At 41.0% G+C, this 17,899-nt stretch carries 17 protein-coding genes; 4 read left to right on the top strand and 13 right to left on the bottom strand.

Annotated features, from left to right (window positions below):
• Window positions 1-510: 510 nt before the first annotated feature.
• Together polA and AC1MCB_RS15800 are read right to left on the bottom strand one after the other, a co-directional pair.
• Complete coding sequence (polA, locus tag AC1MCB_RS15805) at window positions 511-3,321, bottom strand: DNA polymerase I (RefSeq protein ID WP_479965678.1); 2,811 nt, start codon at window positions 3,319-3,321, stop codon at window positions 511-513.
• A gap of 211 nt (window positions 3,322-3,532) precedes the next feature.
• Window positions 3,533-4,096: a DNA-3-methyladenine glycosylase I gene (locus AC1MCB_RS15800; protein ID WP_479965677.1), complete on the bottom strand. Its 564-nt coding sequence runs from the start codon at window positions 4,094-4,096 to the stop codon at window positions 3,533-3,535.
• Between the two features lie 79 nt (window positions 4,097-4,175).
• On the opposite strand from AC1MCB_RS15800, the gene AC1MCB_RS15795 reads away from it, so the two are divergent.
• Window positions 4,176-4,616 (top strand): hypothetical protein, encoded by a 441-nt coding sequence (locus AC1MCB_RS15795; RefSeq protein ID WP_479965676.1) that lies wholly within the window; start codon window positions 4,176-4,178, stop codon window positions 4,614-4,616.
• Window positions 4,617-4,668: 52 nt separating this feature from the next.
• Here AC1MCB_RS15795 and AC1MCB_RS15790 read toward each other — a convergent pair whose 3' ends face one another.
• From AC1MCB_RS15790 to trmB, 3 genes are read right to left on the bottom strand one after another with little or no spacing between them, the layout of a single operon-like run.
• A complete protein-coding gene (locus AC1MCB_RS15790) occupies window positions 4,669-5,019 on the bottom strand; it encodes a carboxymuconolactone decarboxylase family protein (RefSeq protein ID WP_479965675.1) in 351 nt (116 codons plus the stop codon).
• 32 nt (window positions 5,020-5,051) lie between these two features.
• Window positions 5,052-5,393 (bottom strand): MGMT family protein, encoded by a 342-nt coding sequence (locus tag AC1MCB_RS15785; protein WP_479965674.1) that lies wholly within the window; start codon window positions 5,391-5,393, stop codon window positions 5,052-5,054.
• Window positions 5,393-6,043, bottom strand: a complete 651-nt coding sequence (trmB, locus tag AC1MCB_RS15780) for a tRNA (guanosine(46)-N7)-methyltransferase TrmB (RefSeq protein WP_479965673.1) — start codon at window positions 6,041-6,043, stop codon at window positions 5,393-5,395. Before trmB ends, AC1MCB_RS15785 begins: the two co-directional genes overlap by 1 nt.
• Window positions 6,044-6,101: 58 nt before the next feature.
• Here trmB and fcl point away from each other — a divergent pair, with 58 nt between their 5' ends.
• On the top strand, window positions 6,102-7,052 hold the full coding sequence (fcl, locus tag AC1MCB_RS15775; protein ID WP_479965672.1) for a GDP-L-fucose synthase: 951 nt from the start codon (window positions 6,102-6,104) through the stop codon (window positions 7,050-7,052).
• A gap of 72 nt (window positions 7,053-7,124) precedes the next feature.
• Here fcl and AC1MCB_RS15770 read toward each other — a convergent pair whose 3' ends face one another.
• The 7 genes from AC1MCB_RS15770 to AC1MCB_RS15740 all read right to left on the bottom strand — a co-directional run bounded on the left by AC1MCB_RS15770 (window position 7,125) and on the right by AC1MCB_RS15740 (window position 12,308).
• Complete coding sequence (locus AC1MCB_RS15770) at window positions 7,125-7,577, bottom strand: hypothetical protein (RefSeq protein ID WP_479965671.1); 453 nt, start codon at window positions 7,575-7,577, stop codon at window positions 7,125-7,127.
• Complete coding sequence (locus AC1MCB_RS15765; protein WP_479965670.1) at window positions 7,561-7,935, bottom strand: phage holin family protein; 375 nt, start codon at window positions 7,933-7,935, stop codon at window positions 7,561-7,563. Before AC1MCB_RS15765 ends, AC1MCB_RS15770 begins: the two co-directional genes overlap by 17 nt.
• 22 nt (window positions 7,936-7,957) lie before the next feature.
• A complete protein-coding gene (locus AC1MCB_RS15760; RefSeq protein ID WP_479965669.1) occupies window positions 7,958-8,278 on the bottom strand; it encodes a YtxH domain-containing protein in 321 nt (106 codons plus the stop codon).
• Between the two features lie 70 nt (window positions 8,279-8,348).
• On the bottom strand, window positions 8,349-9,392 hold the full coding sequence (locus AC1MCB_RS15755; protein ID WP_479965668.1) for an AI-2E family transporter: 1,044 nt from the start codon (window positions 9,390-9,392) through the stop codon (window positions 8,349-8,351).
• Window positions 9,393-9,501: 109 nt separating this feature from the next.
• The gene (locus AC1MCB_RS15750; RefSeq protein ID WP_479965667.1) at window positions 9,502-10,905 is read right to left on the bottom strand and encodes a sigma-54-dependent transcriptional regulator; all 1,404 of its coding nucleotides are present in this window, start codon (window positions 10,903-10,905) and stop codon (window positions 9,502-9,504) included.
• A 160-nt stretch (window positions 10,906-11,065) separates the two neighbouring features.
• The gene (locus AC1MCB_RS15745; protein WP_479965666.1) at window positions 11,066-11,848 is read right to left on the bottom strand and encodes an enoyl-CoA hydratase/isomerase family protein; all 783 of its coding nucleotides are present in this window, start codon (window positions 11,846-11,848) and stop codon (window positions 11,066-11,068) included.
• 40 nt (window positions 11,849-11,888) lie between these two features.
• Window positions 11,889-12,308, bottom strand: coding sequence for a cobalamin B12-binding domain-containing protein (locus AC1MCB_RS15740; RefSeq protein ID WP_479965665.1), 420 nt, complete (start codon window positions 12,306-12,308; stop codon window positions 11,889-11,891).
• Between the two features lie 119 nt (window positions 12,309-12,427).
• On the opposite strand from AC1MCB_RS15740, the gene AC1MCB_RS15735 reads away from it, so the two are divergent.
• Window positions 12,428-14,098 (top strand): glutamine--tRNA ligase/YqeY domain fusion protein, encoded by a 1,671-nt coding sequence (locus AC1MCB_RS15735; protein ID WP_479968750.1) that lies wholly within the window; start codon window positions 12,428-12,430, stop codon window positions 14,096-14,098.
• A gap of 24 nt (window positions 14,099-14,122) precedes the next feature.
• Here the strand turns inward: AC1MCB_RS15735 and AC1MCB_RS15730 are convergent, their stop codons facing one another.
• The gene (locus tag AC1MCB_RS15730) at window positions 14,123-14,662 is read right to left on the bottom strand and encodes a glutathione peroxidase (protein WP_479965664.1); all 540 of its coding nucleotides are present in this window, start codon (window positions 14,660-14,662) and stop codon (window positions 14,123-14,125) included.
• 315 nt (window positions 14,663-14,977) lie between these two features.
• Between AC1MCB_RS15730 and AC1MCB_RS15725 the strand changes: the two genes are divergently transcribed.
• Window positions 14,978-17,893, top strand: a complete 2,916-nt coding sequence (locus AC1MCB_RS15725) for a SusC/RagA family TonB-linked outer membrane protein (RefSeq protein ID WP_479965663.1) — start codon at window positions 14,978-14,980, stop codon at window positions 17,891-17,893.
• The last annotated feature ends 6 nt before the right edge of the window (window positions 17,894-17,899 follow it).

Below are 17,899 nucleotides of genomic sequence, written 5' to 3'. Positions count from 1 at the left end.
AAAATATATTTAGAGAATAAAGTCTGGGGATGCATGCGACCATCCTACGCGAACCATGTACACACCCTGTTATTACAGGATGCTCACAGGTTCCTGATCGAAGGATGATATAGTAATCACATAGTAATCACATAGTAATCACATAGTAATCACATAGTAAGCGTGAAACCAAACCTGAGCTAATTCTTTGAAATACGGGATGCGCGCTCTTTAAAAGTTATCAACTATTACTATAAAATAACTGTCGGAAGTTTTAAAGTCACACAGTCAGGGAGGTTCATCAACTGGTTCGTGGTAGTCGCCCAAATTTGTGAACTAACCTGAAGCGTAGTAAAGGAAGTCAGGATAGTAGTACCATACAGAAACGAAAAAGCAGTATCTGCTGATACTGCTTTGTAAAGTCTTATGAATTTGACATCCGCAAATGGCAAATCAAAAATTGTTGTTTAATTAAATTCATGTGGCAGGCTGTAGCCAGCTACATTTTAAGGGCGGTAGGTTAAATAATGCTTAATGCGCTTCTAGCCAGTTTTCACCCTGGCCTACCTCAACCAATATCGGAACCGTAGTTTTAATAGCGGTCTTCATTCGGTACTCGATGATTTTTTTCATTTGTTCTACTTCAGTGCGCAGCACATCAAACACCAATTCATCATGTACCTGCATGGTCATTTTCGAATCAAGCTTCTGATTCTTAATATCCTGGTGGATATGAATCATAGCTATCTTAATCATATCAGCGGCCGACCCTTGTATGGGCGCGTTAATTGCATTTCTTTCTGAGAAGCCTCTCACTGTAGCGTTGGCCGAATTAATGTCTCTTAAATAACGTCTGCGTCCCATTAGAGTTTCCACGTAGCCATTCTCACGGGCGAAGTTCATGGTGTTGTTCATGTAATCCTTGATTCCGGGATACTGCTTGAAGTAGTTTTCAATAATTTCGGCTGCTTCTTTCCGGGGGATACCCAAACTTTGAGATAAGCCGAAGGCTGACTGTCCATAAATAATCCCAAAGTTTACCGCCTTGGCGTTACGACGTTGCGTAGAAGTGACATCCTCTAAAGCAATTCCATAAACCTTTGCAGCGGTTGCAGTATGAATATCCAGGCCCAGAGCGAAAGCTTCCATCATGTTTTCATCTTTGCTGATCTCGGCTATCAGACGAAGCTCTATCTGAGAATAATCCGCAGATAGAATAACATGATTTTCGTCGCGAGGTATGAATGCTCGTCGCACCTCTCTACCACGCTCTGTTCTGATAGGAATATTTTGAAGGTTTGGATTATTGGAGCTTAACCTTCCGGTAGACGCAACGGCCTGATTATAGGACGTATGAATACGGTTGGTTTTCTTATTGATCATTAAGGGCAGTGCATCCACATAGGTCGATTTAAGTTTTTGAAGCTGCCTGAAATCCAGTATGTCCGCTACAATATCGCTCTTGTTTGCCAGCGCTAATAAAACATCTTCACCGGTTTGGTATTGACCTGTTTTGGTTTTCTTTGCTTTCGGATCAAGTTCTAATTTGTCAAACAGCACTTCGCCCAATTGCTTTGGAGAAGCAATATTGAACTTAACACCTGCTTTATCGTAGATGGTATGCTCAAGCAATTTGAGATCTGTTTGTAATTGCTTTGAAAATTCAGCAAGCGCCTCCTGATCAACTTTAACCCCTTCGCGTTCCATGTCACTTAGAACATAGATTAACGGATTTTCAATTTCAATTGCTAGCTTAGAGGCATTGGCAGACTCCAGTAAAGGATCAAAAACTTGTTTAAGCTGCAAGGTGATATCGGCATCCTCAGCCGAATACTCTTTCATCGCTTCAATGTCTACATCCCGCATATTGCGGCTCTTGTTGCCTTTGCCCATGAGCGAAGAAATGGTAACTGGCGAATAACCCAAATAGTTTTCTGCCAGCAGGTCCATATTGTGACGTGAATCCGGATCGATGAGGTAATGTGCTAACACCGTATCAAATAGCTGCCCTTTTACGGAGATGCCGTACCAATTGAGCACTAAAATGTCATATTTAAGATTTTGACCCCATTTAGCTATGCTTTCATTCTCGAACAACATTTTGAATTCATCAATAAACTTCTGGCATTCTACCTGGTCTTCAGGGAATGGAACATACCAGCCTTCGCCTGCTTTGATAGAAATAGATAAGCCAACTAGTTCGCAATCATTAGCATCCGGACAGGTGGTTTCAGTATCAAAACAAAAGCCCGGCTGACTACTTAGGAGCTGAATTAACTCTTTTCTTTTCTCATCGGTATCGGCCAGGTGATAACTGTGAGGGGTATTCTCAATGTTTTTAGAAGCCGATCTTTCTTCAGGTTCAGCTACTGGAGACTGGTTTTTATCGCCGGCCTGGACAGTTGGAGTACTGCTAAACAGATCCATTTGGGAGCTTCCATTTTCAGCGGGCTTATTATCCAAAACACTGAATTCATCGCCAAAAACACGACGACCTATAGTTCTGAATTCAAGTTCTGCAAATAGAGGCTCCAGAACCTCACGGTTAGGTTTATCTACCCTTAGTGCCGTCACGTCGAGATCCACCGGTGCATTAAGCATGATGGTTGCAAGCTTTTTAGATACAATGGCTTGGTCAGCATATTTCTCAACATTCTCTTTTAATTTCCCTTTAAGCTCGTGACTGTTGGCAATCATGTTCTCAATAGAGCCATATTGCTTGATTAGCAGTTTGGCAGTTTTTTCTCCGATACCCGGAATGCCAGGAATATTGTCTACTGCATCGCCCCATAGGCCCAGTATATCAATTACCTGTTCAATATGCTCAACTTCCCACTTTTCCAGGATCTCTTTTACACCCAGGATCTCCATGGTGTTGCCCATTCTGGCTGGCTTGTAAATGAAGATATTCTCAGAAACAAGCTGCCCAAAATCTTTGTCGGGCGTCATGCAGAAAACGGTAAAGCCTTCCATTTCAGCTTTCTTGGCAAGGGTACCTATTACATCGTCTGCTTCGTAACCGTCAGAAAAAAGAACGGGAATATTGAAGCCTTCGATCAATCGAACAATGAACGGAATGGCGAGTGCCAGATCTTCGGGCATTGCCTGGCGATGAGCTTTATAAGCTGTGTAATCTGTATGGCGTTCTGTGGGAGCATCGGTATCAAAGACAACAGCCATATGGCTGGGATTCTCTTTTCTCAGTACTTCAAGCAAAGTATTTGTGAAACCCATAATGGCTGAGGTGTTCAATCCCCCGGATGTAAAACGGGGACTTTTGCTAAGAGCAAAATGCGCCCGGTATATTAAAGCGAATGCGTCTAAAAGAAAGAGTTTTTTCATCTAATAAATTATTGTTTACGGTTATTTAACCGTGTTCCGTTTGTCGTGAAAGGCTTAAAGGTACGGCAAAGACCCTGCGTTAACAGACATTAACATTTTGCCAGCTATTTCCAGATGGTGGCGAATAATTGACAGAATACTCCTTTGTTGCCGATTTCAAAGATAATAATCTGAAGGCATTTTGATGGGAAGTTATTGGATTCTACAGCATCTAAAACCTGGCAATGCAGTCTTCTAAATGATCATTTACCATTCCTGTAGCTTGCATATGCGCATAGCAGATAGTGGTTCCAAAGAATTTGAAACCGCGTTTTTTCATGTCCGCACTTATCTTGTCTGAAAGCTCGGTGCGCGGCGGTGTGTTTCTATGATCCTGCCAGTTATTAACGATTGGTTTTTTGTCGGGAAGAAAGCCCCACATGTAATTCGAAAAACTGCCAAATTCTTGTTGAATGTCAATGAAAAGCCGTGCATTCGTTACTGCTGCGGTTACTTTCTGACGGTTACGAATAATTCCCGGATCCTGCAGTAAGCGTTCTATATCATCCCCACTGAAGGCAGCTACCTTTTTCACATCAAAATCAGCAAAAGCTTTCCGATAGTTTTCGCGTTTACGCAGAACGGTTATCCAGCTTAGACCAGCCTGGGCACTTTCCAGAATCAAGAATTCGAATAAGATTCTATCATCATAAACAGGCTTACCCCATTCCTCATCATGATACTTTACATATAATGGATCTGTGCCACACCAGGCACATCTGATTAAATCATTCATGAGGTGAATTTATCAAGAAATAAATAGTATGGAAAGATATTAACGAATTGATTTCGGTATATTTAAGAAAGCCTACGTTATGAGAAAACTACTGCCATGGTTGCTGGTTCTCTGTATGATGCCAGCAATAATTTCATCCTGTAAAAAGGATCGGAATGATGAACCACAAATCGTTGAAGAAAAGTGGTTTTTTGATAAGGTGGTTACCGAGCAATACAACTCGACGGGCACTGTTGTAAATTCTGAAACAGATTCAGCCTATACTGCGAATGATTATTTAGCACTTGCCTCTGACGGCAGGTTTGAGATACTACAGGATGGACAGCGTTTAAACGGACTTTATGCAATTGAGAACTCTGTGTTGTCGCTTACTTACAAACAGATTAACAGCTCCAATCAACCCGTCACTGTAACAACGAAGGCGTCGGTGGTGGAAAAGACTTCTTCAAAATTCACGTTTTATGTGGAAGAAGTTTTAGCCACCGGAAAGGGGAGAGTTACTTTATACTTATCTAAGTAAGACTGTGCAATAAAGGCAGTTGATTCTTTCCAGAATAAGTCTTTTTGGAGCTTCAGGCTAAAGAATCATTTAGCTCATCCCAATATTCAACTGCACGGCGGTAATGTGGAATTACGATTGATCCTCCCACCAGGTTGGCTACCATAAATATTTCATTCACCTCTTCGGTACTCACACCTTCTTCGTGACATTTACCGAGGTGATATTTGATACAGTCATCACAACGAAGAACCATTGAAGCTACTAATCCAAGCATTTCTTTTGTTTTGACATCCAGTGCACCCTGCGCATACGTTGTAGTATCAAGAGCAAGAAATCTTTTCATATTTGTGTTGGCGCTTTCCATAATGCGGCTATTCATCCTGGTGCGGTAATCATTAAATTCCTCGATTAGTTTTCCCATGTTGTTATTCATCGTCTAAGTAAATGCTGTAGTTATTTTTCCAGGTCTAATTCAATTGATGGATCCCAGAACACCTTTTTGAAGTTAATGATCTTATCATCGCTAACCTCAATGCCTTCTTGCTCGAGTAACTGCTGCATCATCTCAGGCGGATTGAAGTGAAACTTGCCGGTTAATAGTCCATTGCGGTTAACGACTCTCTGCGCGGGAACTTCCGGATCAACCTTTGAAGCTCCATTCATGGCATATCCGACCATTCTCGAGGAGCCTTTAGTACCCAGATAAGCGGCAATGGCACCATAAGAAGTCACCCTTCCTTTAGGTATTAATCTAACTACCTGGTATACCTGGTCGTAAAAGGATGCCCTATCCATTATCTAAAGCTAAATTTCAGATAATTTATGTTTTTTTCATGGGCGAGATATTTCTTCTCGTAGTATGTTTTAATTGAGAGCACTTCATCGACAAAATCAGAGCGGTAGAGATCTTCAGTCCGTATATGAAGTTGCAGATCGTGTTCCGCTATCTGCTCATGAGTATAAGCATGAAGAGCATCATTATCGGTTTTCAAATGAAGAATGCCTTCAGGCGCAAGAATGGTACGATACATTTCAAGAAATCGTGGCGATGTTAACCGTTTTTTCTCGCGACTAATTTGTGGCTGGGGATCGGGAAATGTGATCCATATTTCAGAAACTTCATTTGCATCAAAGAATTCCAGAATGTTTTCTATCTGGATTCTTAGAAAGGCCACATTGTGAATACGGTCTTCAATGGCCGTTTTTGCTCCTCTCCATATCCTGTTTCCTTTATAGTCAACGCCGATAAAATTCTTTTCCGGGAAAAGCCGGGCCAAGTTGACAGAATACTCACCCTTACCGCAGGCTAGTTCAAGAACCAGAGGATTGCCGTTTTTGAAATGGATTTTATTCCAATCCCCTTTCAGCTTATGCCCTTCTTCCAGTTCAAATACATTATGAAATGTTGCAATTTCTGCGAAGCGCCGCAATTTATCTTTACCCATTTTTCAAACTTCTGCCTGCAAAAATAGTTTTATCTTTGCAGCCTTAACGAAAAGATACGTGAAAAAAAACTCGAGGATATATATTGCAGGGCACCGTGGGATGGTAGGGTCGGCTATTTTTAGAAAGCTGGAAGGGGAGGGCTATACCAATTTGATTACCCGTAGTTCTGCTGTGCTCGATTTAACGAACCAGCAAATGGTTACCGACTTTTTTAACGAGGAGAAACCCGAGTACGTTTTTCTCGCTGCGGCTAAAGTAGGTGGAATAGTTGCCAACAACACCTATCGGGGTGATTTTTTGTACGAGAATCTGATGATTCAAAGCAACATCATTCACAATTCTTATTTAACCGGGGTTAAAAAATTGTTGTTTCTTGGCTCAAGCTGTATCTATCCAAAGCTAGCTCCTCAACCTCTGAAGGAGGAATATTTGCTAACGGGACTGTTAGAGCCTACTAATGAGCCCTACGCTATTGCCAAGATTGCTGGCATAAAGCTTTGTGACGCCTACCGCGATCAATATGGCTGCAATTTTATTTCAGTGATGCCTACGAACCTGTATGGCTATAACGATAATTACGATCTTCAGAACTCACATGTTTTGCCTGCTCTTATCCGAAAGTTTCACGAAGCAAAGGTTGAAGGTTCGAAAGAAGTAATTGTATGGGGTTCAGGTAAGCCCATGCGAGAGTTTTTGTTCGCAGATGATCTGGCAGATGCCTGCCTTTACCTGATGCTGAATTATAGTGAACCCAACATAATCAATATTGGAACCGGAATAGATATTACCATCAGAGATCTTGCCTTACTTATTAAAAAAGTAGTTGGCTTTGATGGTGTGTTGGTTTTTGACTCCTCAAAGCCAGACGGAACGCCTCGCAAATTAATGGATGTTTCAAAAATACATTCACGCGGTTGGTCTCACCGTATTGAATTGAGTGAGGGAATCAGGCTTGCTTACTCTGACTTTCTTAAAAAGCAATCTGAAGAACTTTTACCGAAGTATTAACAACAGATACGGGAAGGAAAGCGCATAAAAAAAAACTGTTTAGATTTCTAAACAGTTTTTTTTATGATTCAACTAATATGTTTCGCTGTCAGGTGGAATGCCGTAATCATGGGCAGATCTTGTTTTTTCGCGACGAGACTTCGTTGCACCACGTATCCAATTAGAGGCTGTGTCGATCCAATTAGTGACTGTATCTTTATTTACTGATGTAGCGGCTTTCTGTGAAAGCAAGGCAACCAGCGATTTTATAATAAAACTCGACTTGCCAAAAATCATCTTATTTAGAGTAAATGGCAATCCGATACGGAGGGCATTTGTAACCCAGTCATGACTAGTCTTGTCAACTCCACGCGCATTGTCGCCAAAGAAGGTGTTCACTTTGTTAAGAAGGATTGAGGGCAAGCGAAACTTATCCTTAATCTTTTCAATTTCCTGCTCGATTACAGCCTCGTGATGAAAACGTTGTAGTTTTAAACGAAGAATCTCGGAACGCAAATCATCGATGTTTTCAATTTTGCTTTTCATATTTACCTTCGTTTCTGTCTTTGAAAATCTTTTTAATCACTCCGTTCTCAATGGGCTTTTTGATCAGGTTCTCCTGAGTAAAGTAAATTATTAAGGCTACAACTAAGTAGAACCCTGTTACAATAAGAAACCCCGAATAGGTGTTGCCAATTACTTCGGATAAATAAAAGCCCAGTGTAAGGCTTCCAAAAAAGAAAACGAAAAGCGCCAGGATTGCGAGAACAGCACCGGCAGCAACGCCCGCTGCAGCAGTCGATCCCTTTTCTGCAACGGTTAACATGGCAAGTTCCTTTCGGATATTGGCGTATTCTTTTATGTTACTTATTAAGCCTTTGTCTTCTTCTGTCTGCTCTTTCATATCTGGAATTCAGGATGGATAATTAAGCCTGGTTGAAATTGTTTTCAGCACTATCGGCTGCATCATCGAATGCTGAGCGTGCTTTTCCGCCAGCTGTTTTCAATTGGTCTTCAGCAGCTGAAAATTTAGACTTCAAATTATCCGCAACCCTATTTTTTGCATCTTTCAAATGACTTAGTTCATCAGAGGCTCGGTCTTTAATGCTATCGGCAAGGTTTTTAAGCGAATCGTTAAGTTTATCGCGGGTATCTGTACCTTTTTCTGGTGCAAATAAAAGTCCAATTGCAGCGCCCGCAGCGATTCCGGCTAATAAAGCAGCTAATACTTTCGAATTGTCATTCATGATTTTCGGTTTTGATTTATTAAAATTTAAACTATTAACAATACAAACAAATTATTGAAAGTGTTTTTTCTTATTCATCTTCAACCGCCTTTATTCGTTCCAAACGTTCAGAAGCAAGTTTACTTGTTTCATAGATTCTAATGGTTAGGATAAAATAAGATAAAAGCAAGGGGCCAAACACTAGACCAATAATTCCGAATACAGGAATACCAATTATCACACCAACAACGGTTATTATGGGATGTGTATCAGCCACACTTTTTGCAATAATTAGTCGCAGCACGTTGTCAATGTTTGTAATTACAATAAACCCACACAGTAGAATTCCCCAACCTGCAGTGGTATTCCCATTGGCGAGTTCAATTAGTGCGGCCGGAACAAAGACTATTGGTGCTCCAACAACTGGCAGAAAGGAAAGGAAGGTTGAAATGACGCCCCAGAAAATAGGGTCACGAACATCGAAAATGAAGAAAGTGATGCTAACTAGTGAACCTTGTACAATCGCAATAAAACCCTGTCCTAGTACATTTGAATAGGTCGTTGTTTTCAACTCGGTGCCAAAGCGCAGGGCATTCTGTTCATTAAATGGAGCGTATTTAAGTAATTGACCTTCGAACTGCTCATATTGAACAAACATAAAATACAGTAGGAAATACATTACCAGCAATCCTAAAAATATACTGGCAGCACCTCCTAAAATTGACGGGAATAGTTCTTGGGCTAAAGAATTGAGCTTTTCAATTCCGTTATCCAACAAATCAGGCTGGTTTAATTTAGAACCGGCGAAGTCATCTATTTGCTGCGATAGCACTTTAATCCTCAGAGGATCGTCGGTGAATTCGGTTACTTTCGAAATAACCATCAGGCTCAGCGCCAGAAAAGGCATCACAATAATCACAAGCGATAAAATAATAATAATGATCGCTGCAATCCAGCGTTTCAACTTCCAGGCACTTATCATGTGCAGGAAAACTGGCCGAAAGATGGTATACAGAACGATGGTACTAAGCAGCGAGCCGGCAATGGCTCTTAAGGAGTACAAGATAAAGCATCCCAAAGTGATCAGGATTACTAGAACGATGATATTACGTTGTTTATAACTATAGATTGACATACAGCAAATTGAAAGCCTAAACTACATAAAAGAGATCCGATAAAAAAAACCTGTTGGGTGTTCAATCCGACAGGTTTTCGAAATAATGATTATTTGTAATTCTATAAAATCACTCGAGATTGATCGCTTTCATTTTATTGTATAACGTTTTGCGGTCGATATTTAACAATTCTGCTGCTTTGGTTTTATTAAATTTAACCTCTCTCAATACATTCAGGATAGTGTCGTATTCCGCTTCCATAGCCGCATTTTTTAGATCGCGACGGTTGATTGATCCTCCCACACTACTATTCATTGCATTCTGTAATGCGGTAACTTTAGCGAATGTTGCAATTTCCAATGGCAACGCCTTCACCTGGATGGTACCACCCTCTGTCAAGAGAGCAGAGCGTCTGATCACATTCTTTAATTCCCGCACATTCCCTGACCAGTGATAGGTCTTAAAACACTCAATTACTTCTGGCGAAAAACCTAAAACGTTACGGTTAAGTTCTGCGTTGGCCTGTCTTAAGAAACTCTCAGCGAATATCATGATATCGTTTCCCCTGTTCCTTAGCGGAGGAAGGGTAATATTAAACTCGTTGAACCGGTGATATAAATCTTCGCGAAAACGCCCTTTTTGTATTGCCTGGCCGAGATCTTCATTGGTAGCTACTATGATACGAAGGTCAAGATCTATCTCTTTAGTGCTACCTATTCTTTTGACTTTTCTTTCCTGAACCGTTCTCAGAAGTGACGCTTGAAGGTCATAGGATAAGTTAACAACTTCGTCAAGAAATAAAGTTCCGCCATTAGCGAGCTCAAAGTGACCGATTTTTGTAAAAAGAGCGCCGGTAAATGACCCTTTCTCATGACCAAAAAATTCACTGCCTGCTAATTCCTTCGTCAAAGAGCCGCAATCCATTGCAATAAATGGTTTGTCCCGGCGAGGGCTGTTTTGATGTATACTTTTGGCCACTGACTCTTTTCCGGTTCCACTTTCACCGGTTATTATAACACTGTAATTGGTAGGAGCTACCAGGGCAATTTGTCGGAGAAGTTCCTTGGATGCATGACTTTGTCCAACCACGAATTCCTCTGACAGCGCTTTCCGTTTGGATTGTTCTGAGTCTTTGTCCTGCTCAGAGCCGAATGCTTTGGGTTGAGAAACTTTTTGTGCATCAATAGCTTTGTGGATCGTATTTAATATTTCATCTGGATATAAGGGCTTTGTGATATAATCAAAAGCTCCCATTTTTATAAGCTCTACCGCCAATTTGATGTCGGAATAGCCGGTAATTATGATAACAACGGTTTCAGGATAATTCTCTTTGATCCTCCTTAAAATTTCACGACCGTCAGTATCTTCCAGACGAAAATCACAGAGAACGAGGTTATAAGATTCTTTAGAAAGGTAATCGAATGCGGCTGCACCGTTTGTCGCAGTATTTACTTCAAAGCCGTTTCTGATCAGAAATTTAGAGAGTATGAGGCCGATATTGATCTCATCATCAACAATTAATATTTTATTCATTAAAAAAAGCGTAATTAATATTGTAAGAGGTATACGGTATCAATTGGTTGCCTACAAATTTAATTTTTATTGGCTAAGGATATTTACGTGTAATCGATTAAGAATGTTACGAATACACATAAGTTTTTGACGACCAATATAAAATCTTTCTGAGCGCTCTTTAAAATCCTTTAAATAATGGTTTACGCTTTTCCTGAAATGCATTTACTCCTTCGTGAAAATCGGGGGTTCCAAAGCAATTAGAGAATTCCTGAATTTCTGCTTCAAAGCCATTTTCTCCATCGGTCAGCCCTGCGTTTACCGCTCTGATAGCGGCCGCCACGGCTGTAGGTGACTGACTTAAAATTTTATTCAATATTTCTTCCGCTTTAAATATCAAATTCTCTAAAGTAACCACATGATTGACAAGGCCAAGTTGCAGACTTTCGTCTGCGGTTATCATGCCCGCCGTTAAGATCATCTCCAGAGCTTTGGCTCTTCCAACCAATTGCGTTAAACGTTGTGTTCCACCGTAACCTGGAATTAAGCCTAATGAAACTTCAGGCAATCCCAAACGTGCATTATCAGAAGCAACACGGATATGGCAGGCCATTGCGAGTTCCAGGCCTCCTCCTAATGCGAAGCCGTTTATTGCAGCTATTATAGGCTTGTCACTGTTATGGATGACGTCAAATACCTTATTCTGGCCTTCGCGAGCGAGATTACGGCCTTCGTCTGAATTGAATGAAGCGAATTCTGAGATATCTGCCCCGGCAACGAAGGCCTTGTTACCAGCACCGGTTATTATGATACCTCCGATGGAAGAGTCGCTGAATGAATCTGTAATCGCAAAATGCAGTTCCGCCAGAGTTGCTTTATTCAAAGCATTTAGCTTATTCTCACGATTAATTGTGATATATAGAATTCGCTTTTTTATTTCGAGGAGTAAATTATTGTATTTCATGGTAATTTTTAAGATGACGGTTAATCGCTAGGATATGAAACTAGAAATTACGATTAATTTCTACCCATTCAGTAATATAAGAAACGATATCGCGGGTATGTGCGCCGGGAGCAAAAAGTTTTCCGACACCCAAGCCGTTTAAGGTTTCCATATCAGCATCCGGGATTATTCCACCACCGGTTACAAGGACGTCATCCATGCCTTTTTCTTTCATGATGTTGATGATTTTAGGGAACACCGTCATATGAGCTCCGGAAAGGATAGAAACGCCAATAGCATCTACATCCTCCTGTAAAGCCGCATTAACAACCATCTCAGGAGTTTGACGCAAGCCGGTATATATAACCTCCATACCGGCATCACGCAGGGAAGTTGCTATTATTTTTGCGCCCCTGTCATGGCCGTCGAGACCTACCTTGGCCACTAGTACACGGATTGGCCGGTTTAAACTCTTATTCATATCGTAAAAATAGTAGAAAAAAGGATGCGGTAGCTGCCAGCCATCAAATTGAACTAGAATAGAGCCGATCCTTATTATTACTTTTGCCAAATATCACAATTGGTGAAGTAGCAGAAAATATGAGTGAAGAAAAATCATTGAACTTTTTAGAAGAAATTATTGCTGAAGATATCCGTGAAGGGAAGAATGGGGGAAGAGTGCTTACCCGTTTTCCTCCTGAACCAAATGGATTTCTTCACATCGGCCACGCCAAGTCTATCTGTTTAAATTTTGGGTTGGCACAACAATATAATGGCAAGACAAATCTTCGTTTTGATGATACAAATCCGGTAACGGAAGACACTCTGTATGTAGAGAGCATTAAGGAAGATATTAAATGGCTGGGCTTTGACTGGGACCAGGAACTATACTCATCTGATTATTTTGATCAACTCTATGATTTTGCTGTTCAGTTAATCAAGAAAGGCAAAGCCTATGTAGATGATAGCACCGCAGAGGAAATAGCCGCTGCTAAAGGAACGCCAACAGAAGCAGGTAAGCCTACTCCATTCCGTAACCGTAGTATAGAAGAGAACTTGACCCTGTTCTCGGAGATGAAAGCCGGTAAATATCCTGATGGAGCAAAGGTTTTGCGAGCAAAGATTGACCTGGCTTCTCCGAACATGCATCTGAGAGATCCATTGATGTATCGGATCAGGCATGTACACCATCACCGAACGGGAGCCAAGTGGTGTATTTATCCGATGTACGATTTTGCTCATGGACAGAGTGACTCAATCGAAAAAATCACTCATTCGGTTTGTACACTTGAATTTATTCCGCACAGACCGTTATATGAGTGGTTCATTGATGAGTTGGAAATATTCCCATCGAAACAATATGAATTTGCCCGGCTGAATATGAATTTTACCGTGATGAGCAAGCGAAAATTACTGCAACTGGTAAATGAGCGGTTCGTAAGCGGGTGGAATGATCCGCGGATGCCAACGATTAGCGGTTTCAGAAGGCGGGGTTATACTGCGGCCTCAATCCGTAACTTTTGTGAAAAGATTGGTATCGCAAAGCGGGAAAATATAATTGAATACAGTTTACTGGAATTTTGTATCCGCGAAGACCTCAATAAAACCGCGTGGCGCAGAATGGCTGTCCTGGATCCGGTAAAGGTAATAATTACCAATTATCCTGAAGGGAAAGAGGAATTGCTCAGCGGCGAAAATAATCCTGAGGTAGAAGGCGGTGAGGGTTCACGTGATATTCCTTTTAGCAATGAGATTTGGATTGAGCGGGAAGACTTTATGGAAGAGCCACCGAAGAAGTTTTTTAGACTCGGTCCGGGTTTAACGGTTCGGCTTAAGCATGCCTATATAGTGAAATGCGATGATTTTAAGAAAGATGAAAACGGTCGAGTGACTGAGATCCATTGCAGTTACATTCCCGAATCAAGAAGCGGAAGTGATACAAGCGGAGTCAATGTAAAAGGGACCATCCACTGGGTAAGTGTTGCCAATGCAAAAACAGCCGAAATAAGATTGTATGATCGTCTTTTCCAGGTGGAAGACCCCTCAAGCGAGGACGGCGATTTCAAAGAATATATAAATCCAGATAGTTTAACAATTATAAGGAATGCTTTTATAGAACCTGACCTTAATAATGCTGTTGCGGGAAAAGGTTATCAATTTATTCGTAAAGGCTATTTTACACTGGACACCGATTCTACTCCTGAAAATTTGGTATTCAATCGCACGGTTACCCTTAAAGATGCCTGGAGTAAGGAAGTAAAAAAGAAATGACGATTGATATTTAAGGTCTCTATTTTAGTTAGAGAGATATTTTAATATTTCGGGGCTGTCAGGTTTCACCTTACTATCAAAGTGAGCAAGCAATTTTCCGTTTTCATCAATCAGGAATTTGTTAAAATTCCAGCCAATAGTGGCGTCTAAGACACCGTTATCGCTTTTATTACAAAGGTATTTAAATATGGGCGTGGTGTTTTCACCCTTTACGTCAACACGTGTTGTAAGGGGGAAGGTAACTCCATAATTCTTTTGGCAGAACTCTTTGATTTCACTGTTTGACTGAAACTCCTGCCCACCAAAATTGTCGGATGGAAAGCCGATAACAACCAGCTTTTTGCCATACTTCTTGTATAATTCTTCGAGGGCTTTATACTGAGGTGTATACCCACATTTTGAAGCAGTATTTACTATCAGTAGTTTTTTGCCCTTATACTGGGAGAAATTGATGGTTTTACCATCCACTGATTTTATCCGGTAATCATATATGTTCTTTTCTTTGACAGGAGACGTGGAGGTGAATAACATCACCATCATAAATGCGGAAATTAAATGTGTCATAAGGCAGCTTTTTGTGTAAAGTTAATTCTAAAATTTTATAAAACTTATAACAGCTCTGAAGGTGATGGAATGATTTTACATTTCTACACATTACCAGGGTTCTAACTTCGCATAAATCAGAACAACTCAATATCCGTAACTCTGCGAAATTGCTAGTAGTAACTGTAACAAATGATGTTTTAACATTCTTATTGTCAGGTAATTATACCAAATTTTTACAGTTTTTTGTTGCATTTAATCTGCGATATGCTATAACTTTAATTAAGCAAATCAAGAGCTTAAAAACATTTACTCATAATAAAAATAATAGAATTTATGGGAAAAAAAACTACTCTCATTATTGTCTTTCTATTAAACGGTTGGATGATTGCAGCCGCGCAAAACATTACCGTGAAAGGCGTAATCACAGACTCCCAGGGTGAGACCCTGCCGGGAGTTTCTGTCAAAGTTAAAGACTCAACTACTGGTGTACTTGCTGGTGTCAATGGTGATTATTCAATCAATGTTCCGGGAACTGCTACTCTCGTATTTACCTATTTAGGCTTCAAAGCTCATGAAGAACCCGTCAACAACCGCACTACTATAAATATCGAGATGACTTCAGAGAATCAGCAATTAAGTGAGGTTGTGGTTGTAGGGTACGGAACACAGCGCAAGGGCGATATCACTGGTTCTGTAGGCGTCATTTCAAGTGAGGCATTTGATTCAAGGCCAAATACACAGCTGGGAAATAGTATTCAGGGTAAAACAGCCGGGGTTCAAGTTTTATCCACTTCTGGAGAGCCTTCAGCGGGGTTAAGTATCAGAATAAGGGGTACAAGCTCTATCAATGCTTCGAGTGAGCCGCTGTATGTTGTCGATGGAGTTCCCACTACGGACACCCGGTCACTTAATCCGGGTGACATTGAGACTATCACGGTATTAAAGGATGCTTCTTCTGCCGCTATATATGGTGCTCAGGGTGCTAATGGTGTTGTACTGGTTACTACCAAGCAAGGTAAAAGCGGTGATGCGAAATTCGACTTCACCGCCTATACTGGGTTTGCCAGTGTTTGGAGAAAACTGGACGTTCTGAACGGAGAGCAGTATAAAGATTTGATGACCGAGATGGGGCAGAATACCGATTGGAGCCTGTATACTGCTAACACCAACTGGCAGGATGAAGTATTCCAAAATGGTAATTCACAAAACTATCAGCTAGCGGTTTCAGGCAAAAGTGATAAAACTGCTTATTACGTTTCGGGTGGATGGGTACAGCAGAAAGGTGCGGTACGGAGTGCCGAAATGGACCGTTATAATTTCAAAGTAAATCTGGATCAGGAATTAAAAAGCTGGTTGCGTGTGGGTACTAATTTAGCCTACACCCGTTACCATGATGTTGATGTTAATGATAACCAGGCTATTAATCAGGGCGGGGTACTTCTGGGGGTACTTTCAACACCCCCGGTAATCGGCATATATAACGAAAATGGAACCTTTACCAGGAACCCTTTCCAGGATTGGGAGAATCCAATATCCGGAACTGACGGTACTGATAAGAGCTTTAAGAATCAACGATTGTTGGGGGGCTTTCATGCCGAATTAAACATTCTTCCGGAATTAAAATTGAGAAGTAACATAGGTATTGACTTTAGCAATGCGGCTTTTGATTCGTTCCTCGATCCAATTCGCACAGGATGGGGCAGGGCAAACGGCGGAATAGGTAACTACACAACTAACCTGTCAAATTTTTGGATTAACGATAACACGGTATCGTATAACAAGCTGTTTGGGAAGCATAATGTAAGTGCTCTTGGCGGGTTTGTTCTTCAGAAATCCAGATTTGAAAACAGTGCCATTGAGAGAAGAAATTTTTCCGGAATATCAGTGACTACTCCAAATGGAGGTTCAGTGATAAATACAGCATCGGCTGATAAATCTGAGAAAGCTAATCAATCATTTATCAGCCGTATTAATTATGATTTTGCAGGAAAGTATCTTTTAACTGCGAATTTCCGTGCGGACGCTTCCTCAAACTTTGGTGAGGGAAACAGGTGGGGCTATTTTCCATCCTTCTCGTTAGGATGGAGGATTTCTGAGGAATCATTTTTAAAAGATAGAACTTTTATTGACGACTTAAAGCTAAGAGCCGGCTGGGGGGTAGTTGGAAATGACAATGTTGGTACCTATGCGTCTTTCGCAAGTGTTGGCGTAGGTGCAAACTATCCTATTGGGGGTATCATTCAGCCAGGTACTTTCCCTTCATCAATTGGGAATAATGATTTAAAATGGGAGGAAACTGAGCAGACAAATGTGGGGATCGACCTGTCTGTGCTCAATGCAAGGATTAACTTTACTGCAGAGGCTTACTTGAAAAAAACAAAGGATCTACTTCTGGAAGTACCGCTTCCGCTGTCAACGGGATTTGCAACCGGAATCCAAAATATTGGAACGGTGGAGAACAAGGGGTTAGAGTTTCAATTAAACAGCCGAAATTTTGTAAACGATAGTTTCCAGTGGGAAACAGATTTCAACATTTCCTTCAACAGAAACAAAGTAGTTAATATAAACCAATCGGACATTTTTGGCGGTATAGGTGATGTAAGTTTAGCAAGGGAGGGTTATCCATTGGGTACTTTCTTTGGCTATGTTGCTGATATCGTTGATCCAAATACAGGAAGCCTCCTTTACCTTGATGAGAACGGAAATAGCACAGTAGAACCTGCAACAAGTGCCCGGACAATTATCGGGAATCCCAATCCTAATTTCATCTACGGGTTAACAAATACACTTTCTTATAAAAACTTTGGGTTTAACTTCTTTATTCAGGGTTCGCAGGGGAACGATATTTTTAATGCTACCCGAATTGAGACTGAGGGGATGATAGATCCTAAGAATCATTCGGCTGCCGTATTACGGCGCTGGAAGACTGTGGGGCAGGTTACCGATATACCTAAGTCGCTCGAGGTAGGTAACTCCCGGGTCTCTAGCCGGTTTGTAGAAGATGGATCTTACATTCGCTTAAAATCAGCAACACTCAGCTATCAACTGCCTAAAAGCTTATTGTCAAGAATTAACGCAGGAGCAGCTAAATTCTATGTTACAGGCGAGAACTTGTTAACCGGAACCGATTATAAAGGTTTTGATCCGGAGGTTAATTATGCAGGTGGCTCAAACACAGTGCAGGGAATTGATTTCGGTACTTATCCGCAAACCCGAAATATCATCTTCGGGCTGAACGTTTCATTCTAATTTATT

This window comes from Daejeonella sp. AP26 (genome assembly GCF_056680515.1).
The sequence above is the reverse complement of the archived record's forward strand: the minus strand, read 5'-3'. Positions and strand labels throughout refer to the sequence as shown.

Bases quoted from the DNA above. Each gene is read 5' to 3' on its own strand.
- polA (WP_479965678.1), bottom strand. From the start codon at position 3,321: ATGAAAAAACTCTTTCTTTTAGACGCATTCGCTTTAATATACCGGGCG.
- AC1MCB_RS15800 (WP_479965677.1), bottom strand. From the start codon at position 4,096: ATGAATGATTTAATCAGATGTGCCTGGTGTGGCACAGATCCATTATAT.
- AC1MCB_RS15795 (WP_479965676.1), top strand. From the start codon at position 4,176: ATGAGAAAACTACTGCCATGGTTGCTGGTTCTCTGTATGATGCCAGCA.
- AC1MCB_RS15790 (WP_479965675.1), bottom strand. From the start codon at position 5,019: ATGGGAAAACTAATCGAGGAATTTAATGATTACCGCACCAGGATGAAT.
- AC1MCB_RS15785 (WP_479965674.1), bottom strand. From the start codon at position 5,393: ATGGATAGGGCATCCTTTTACGACCAGGTATACCAGGTAGTTAGATTA.
- trmB (WP_479965673.1), bottom strand. From the start codon at position 6,043: ATGGGTAAAGATAAATTGCGGCGCTTCGCAGAAATTGCAACATTTCAT.
- AC1MCB_RS15770 (WP_479965671.1), bottom strand. From the start codon at position 7,577: ATGAAAAGCAAAATTGAAAACATCGATGATTTGCGTTCCGAGATTCTT.
- AC1MCB_RS15765 (WP_479965670.1), bottom strand. From the start codon at position 7,935: ATGAAAGAGCAGACAGAAGAAGACAAAGGCTTAATAAGTAACATAAAA.
- AC1MCB_RS15760 (WP_479965669.1), bottom strand. From the start codon at position 8,278: ATGAATGACAATTCGAAAGTATTAGCTGCTTTATTAGCCGGAATCGCT.
- AC1MCB_RS15755 (WP_479965668.1), bottom strand. From the start codon at position 9,392: ATGTCAATCTATAGTTATAAACAACGTAATATCATCGTTCTAGTAATC.
- AC1MCB_RS15750 (WP_479965667.1), bottom strand. From the start codon at position 10,905: ATGAATAAAATATTAATTGTTGATGATGAGATCAATATCGGCCTCATA.
- AC1MCB_RS15745 (WP_479965666.1), bottom strand. From the start codon at position 11,848: ATGAAATACAATAATTTACTCCTCGAAATAAAAAAGCGAATTCTATAT.
- AC1MCB_RS15740 (WP_479965665.1), bottom strand. From the start codon at position 12,308: ATGAATAAGAGTTTAAACCGGCCAATCCGTGTACTAGTGGCCAAGGTA.
- AC1MCB_RS15735 (WP_479968750.1), top strand. From the start codon at position 12,428: ATGAGTGAAGAAAAATCATTGAACTTTTTAGAAGAAATTATTGCTGAA.
- AC1MCB_RS15730 (WP_479965664.1), bottom strand. From the start codon at position 14,662: ATGACACATTTAATTTCCGCATTTATGATGGTGATGTTATTCACCTCC.
- AC1MCB_RS15725 (WP_479965663.1), top strand. From the start codon at position 14,978: ATGGGAAAAAAAACTACTCTCATTATTGTCTTTCTATTAAACGGTTGG.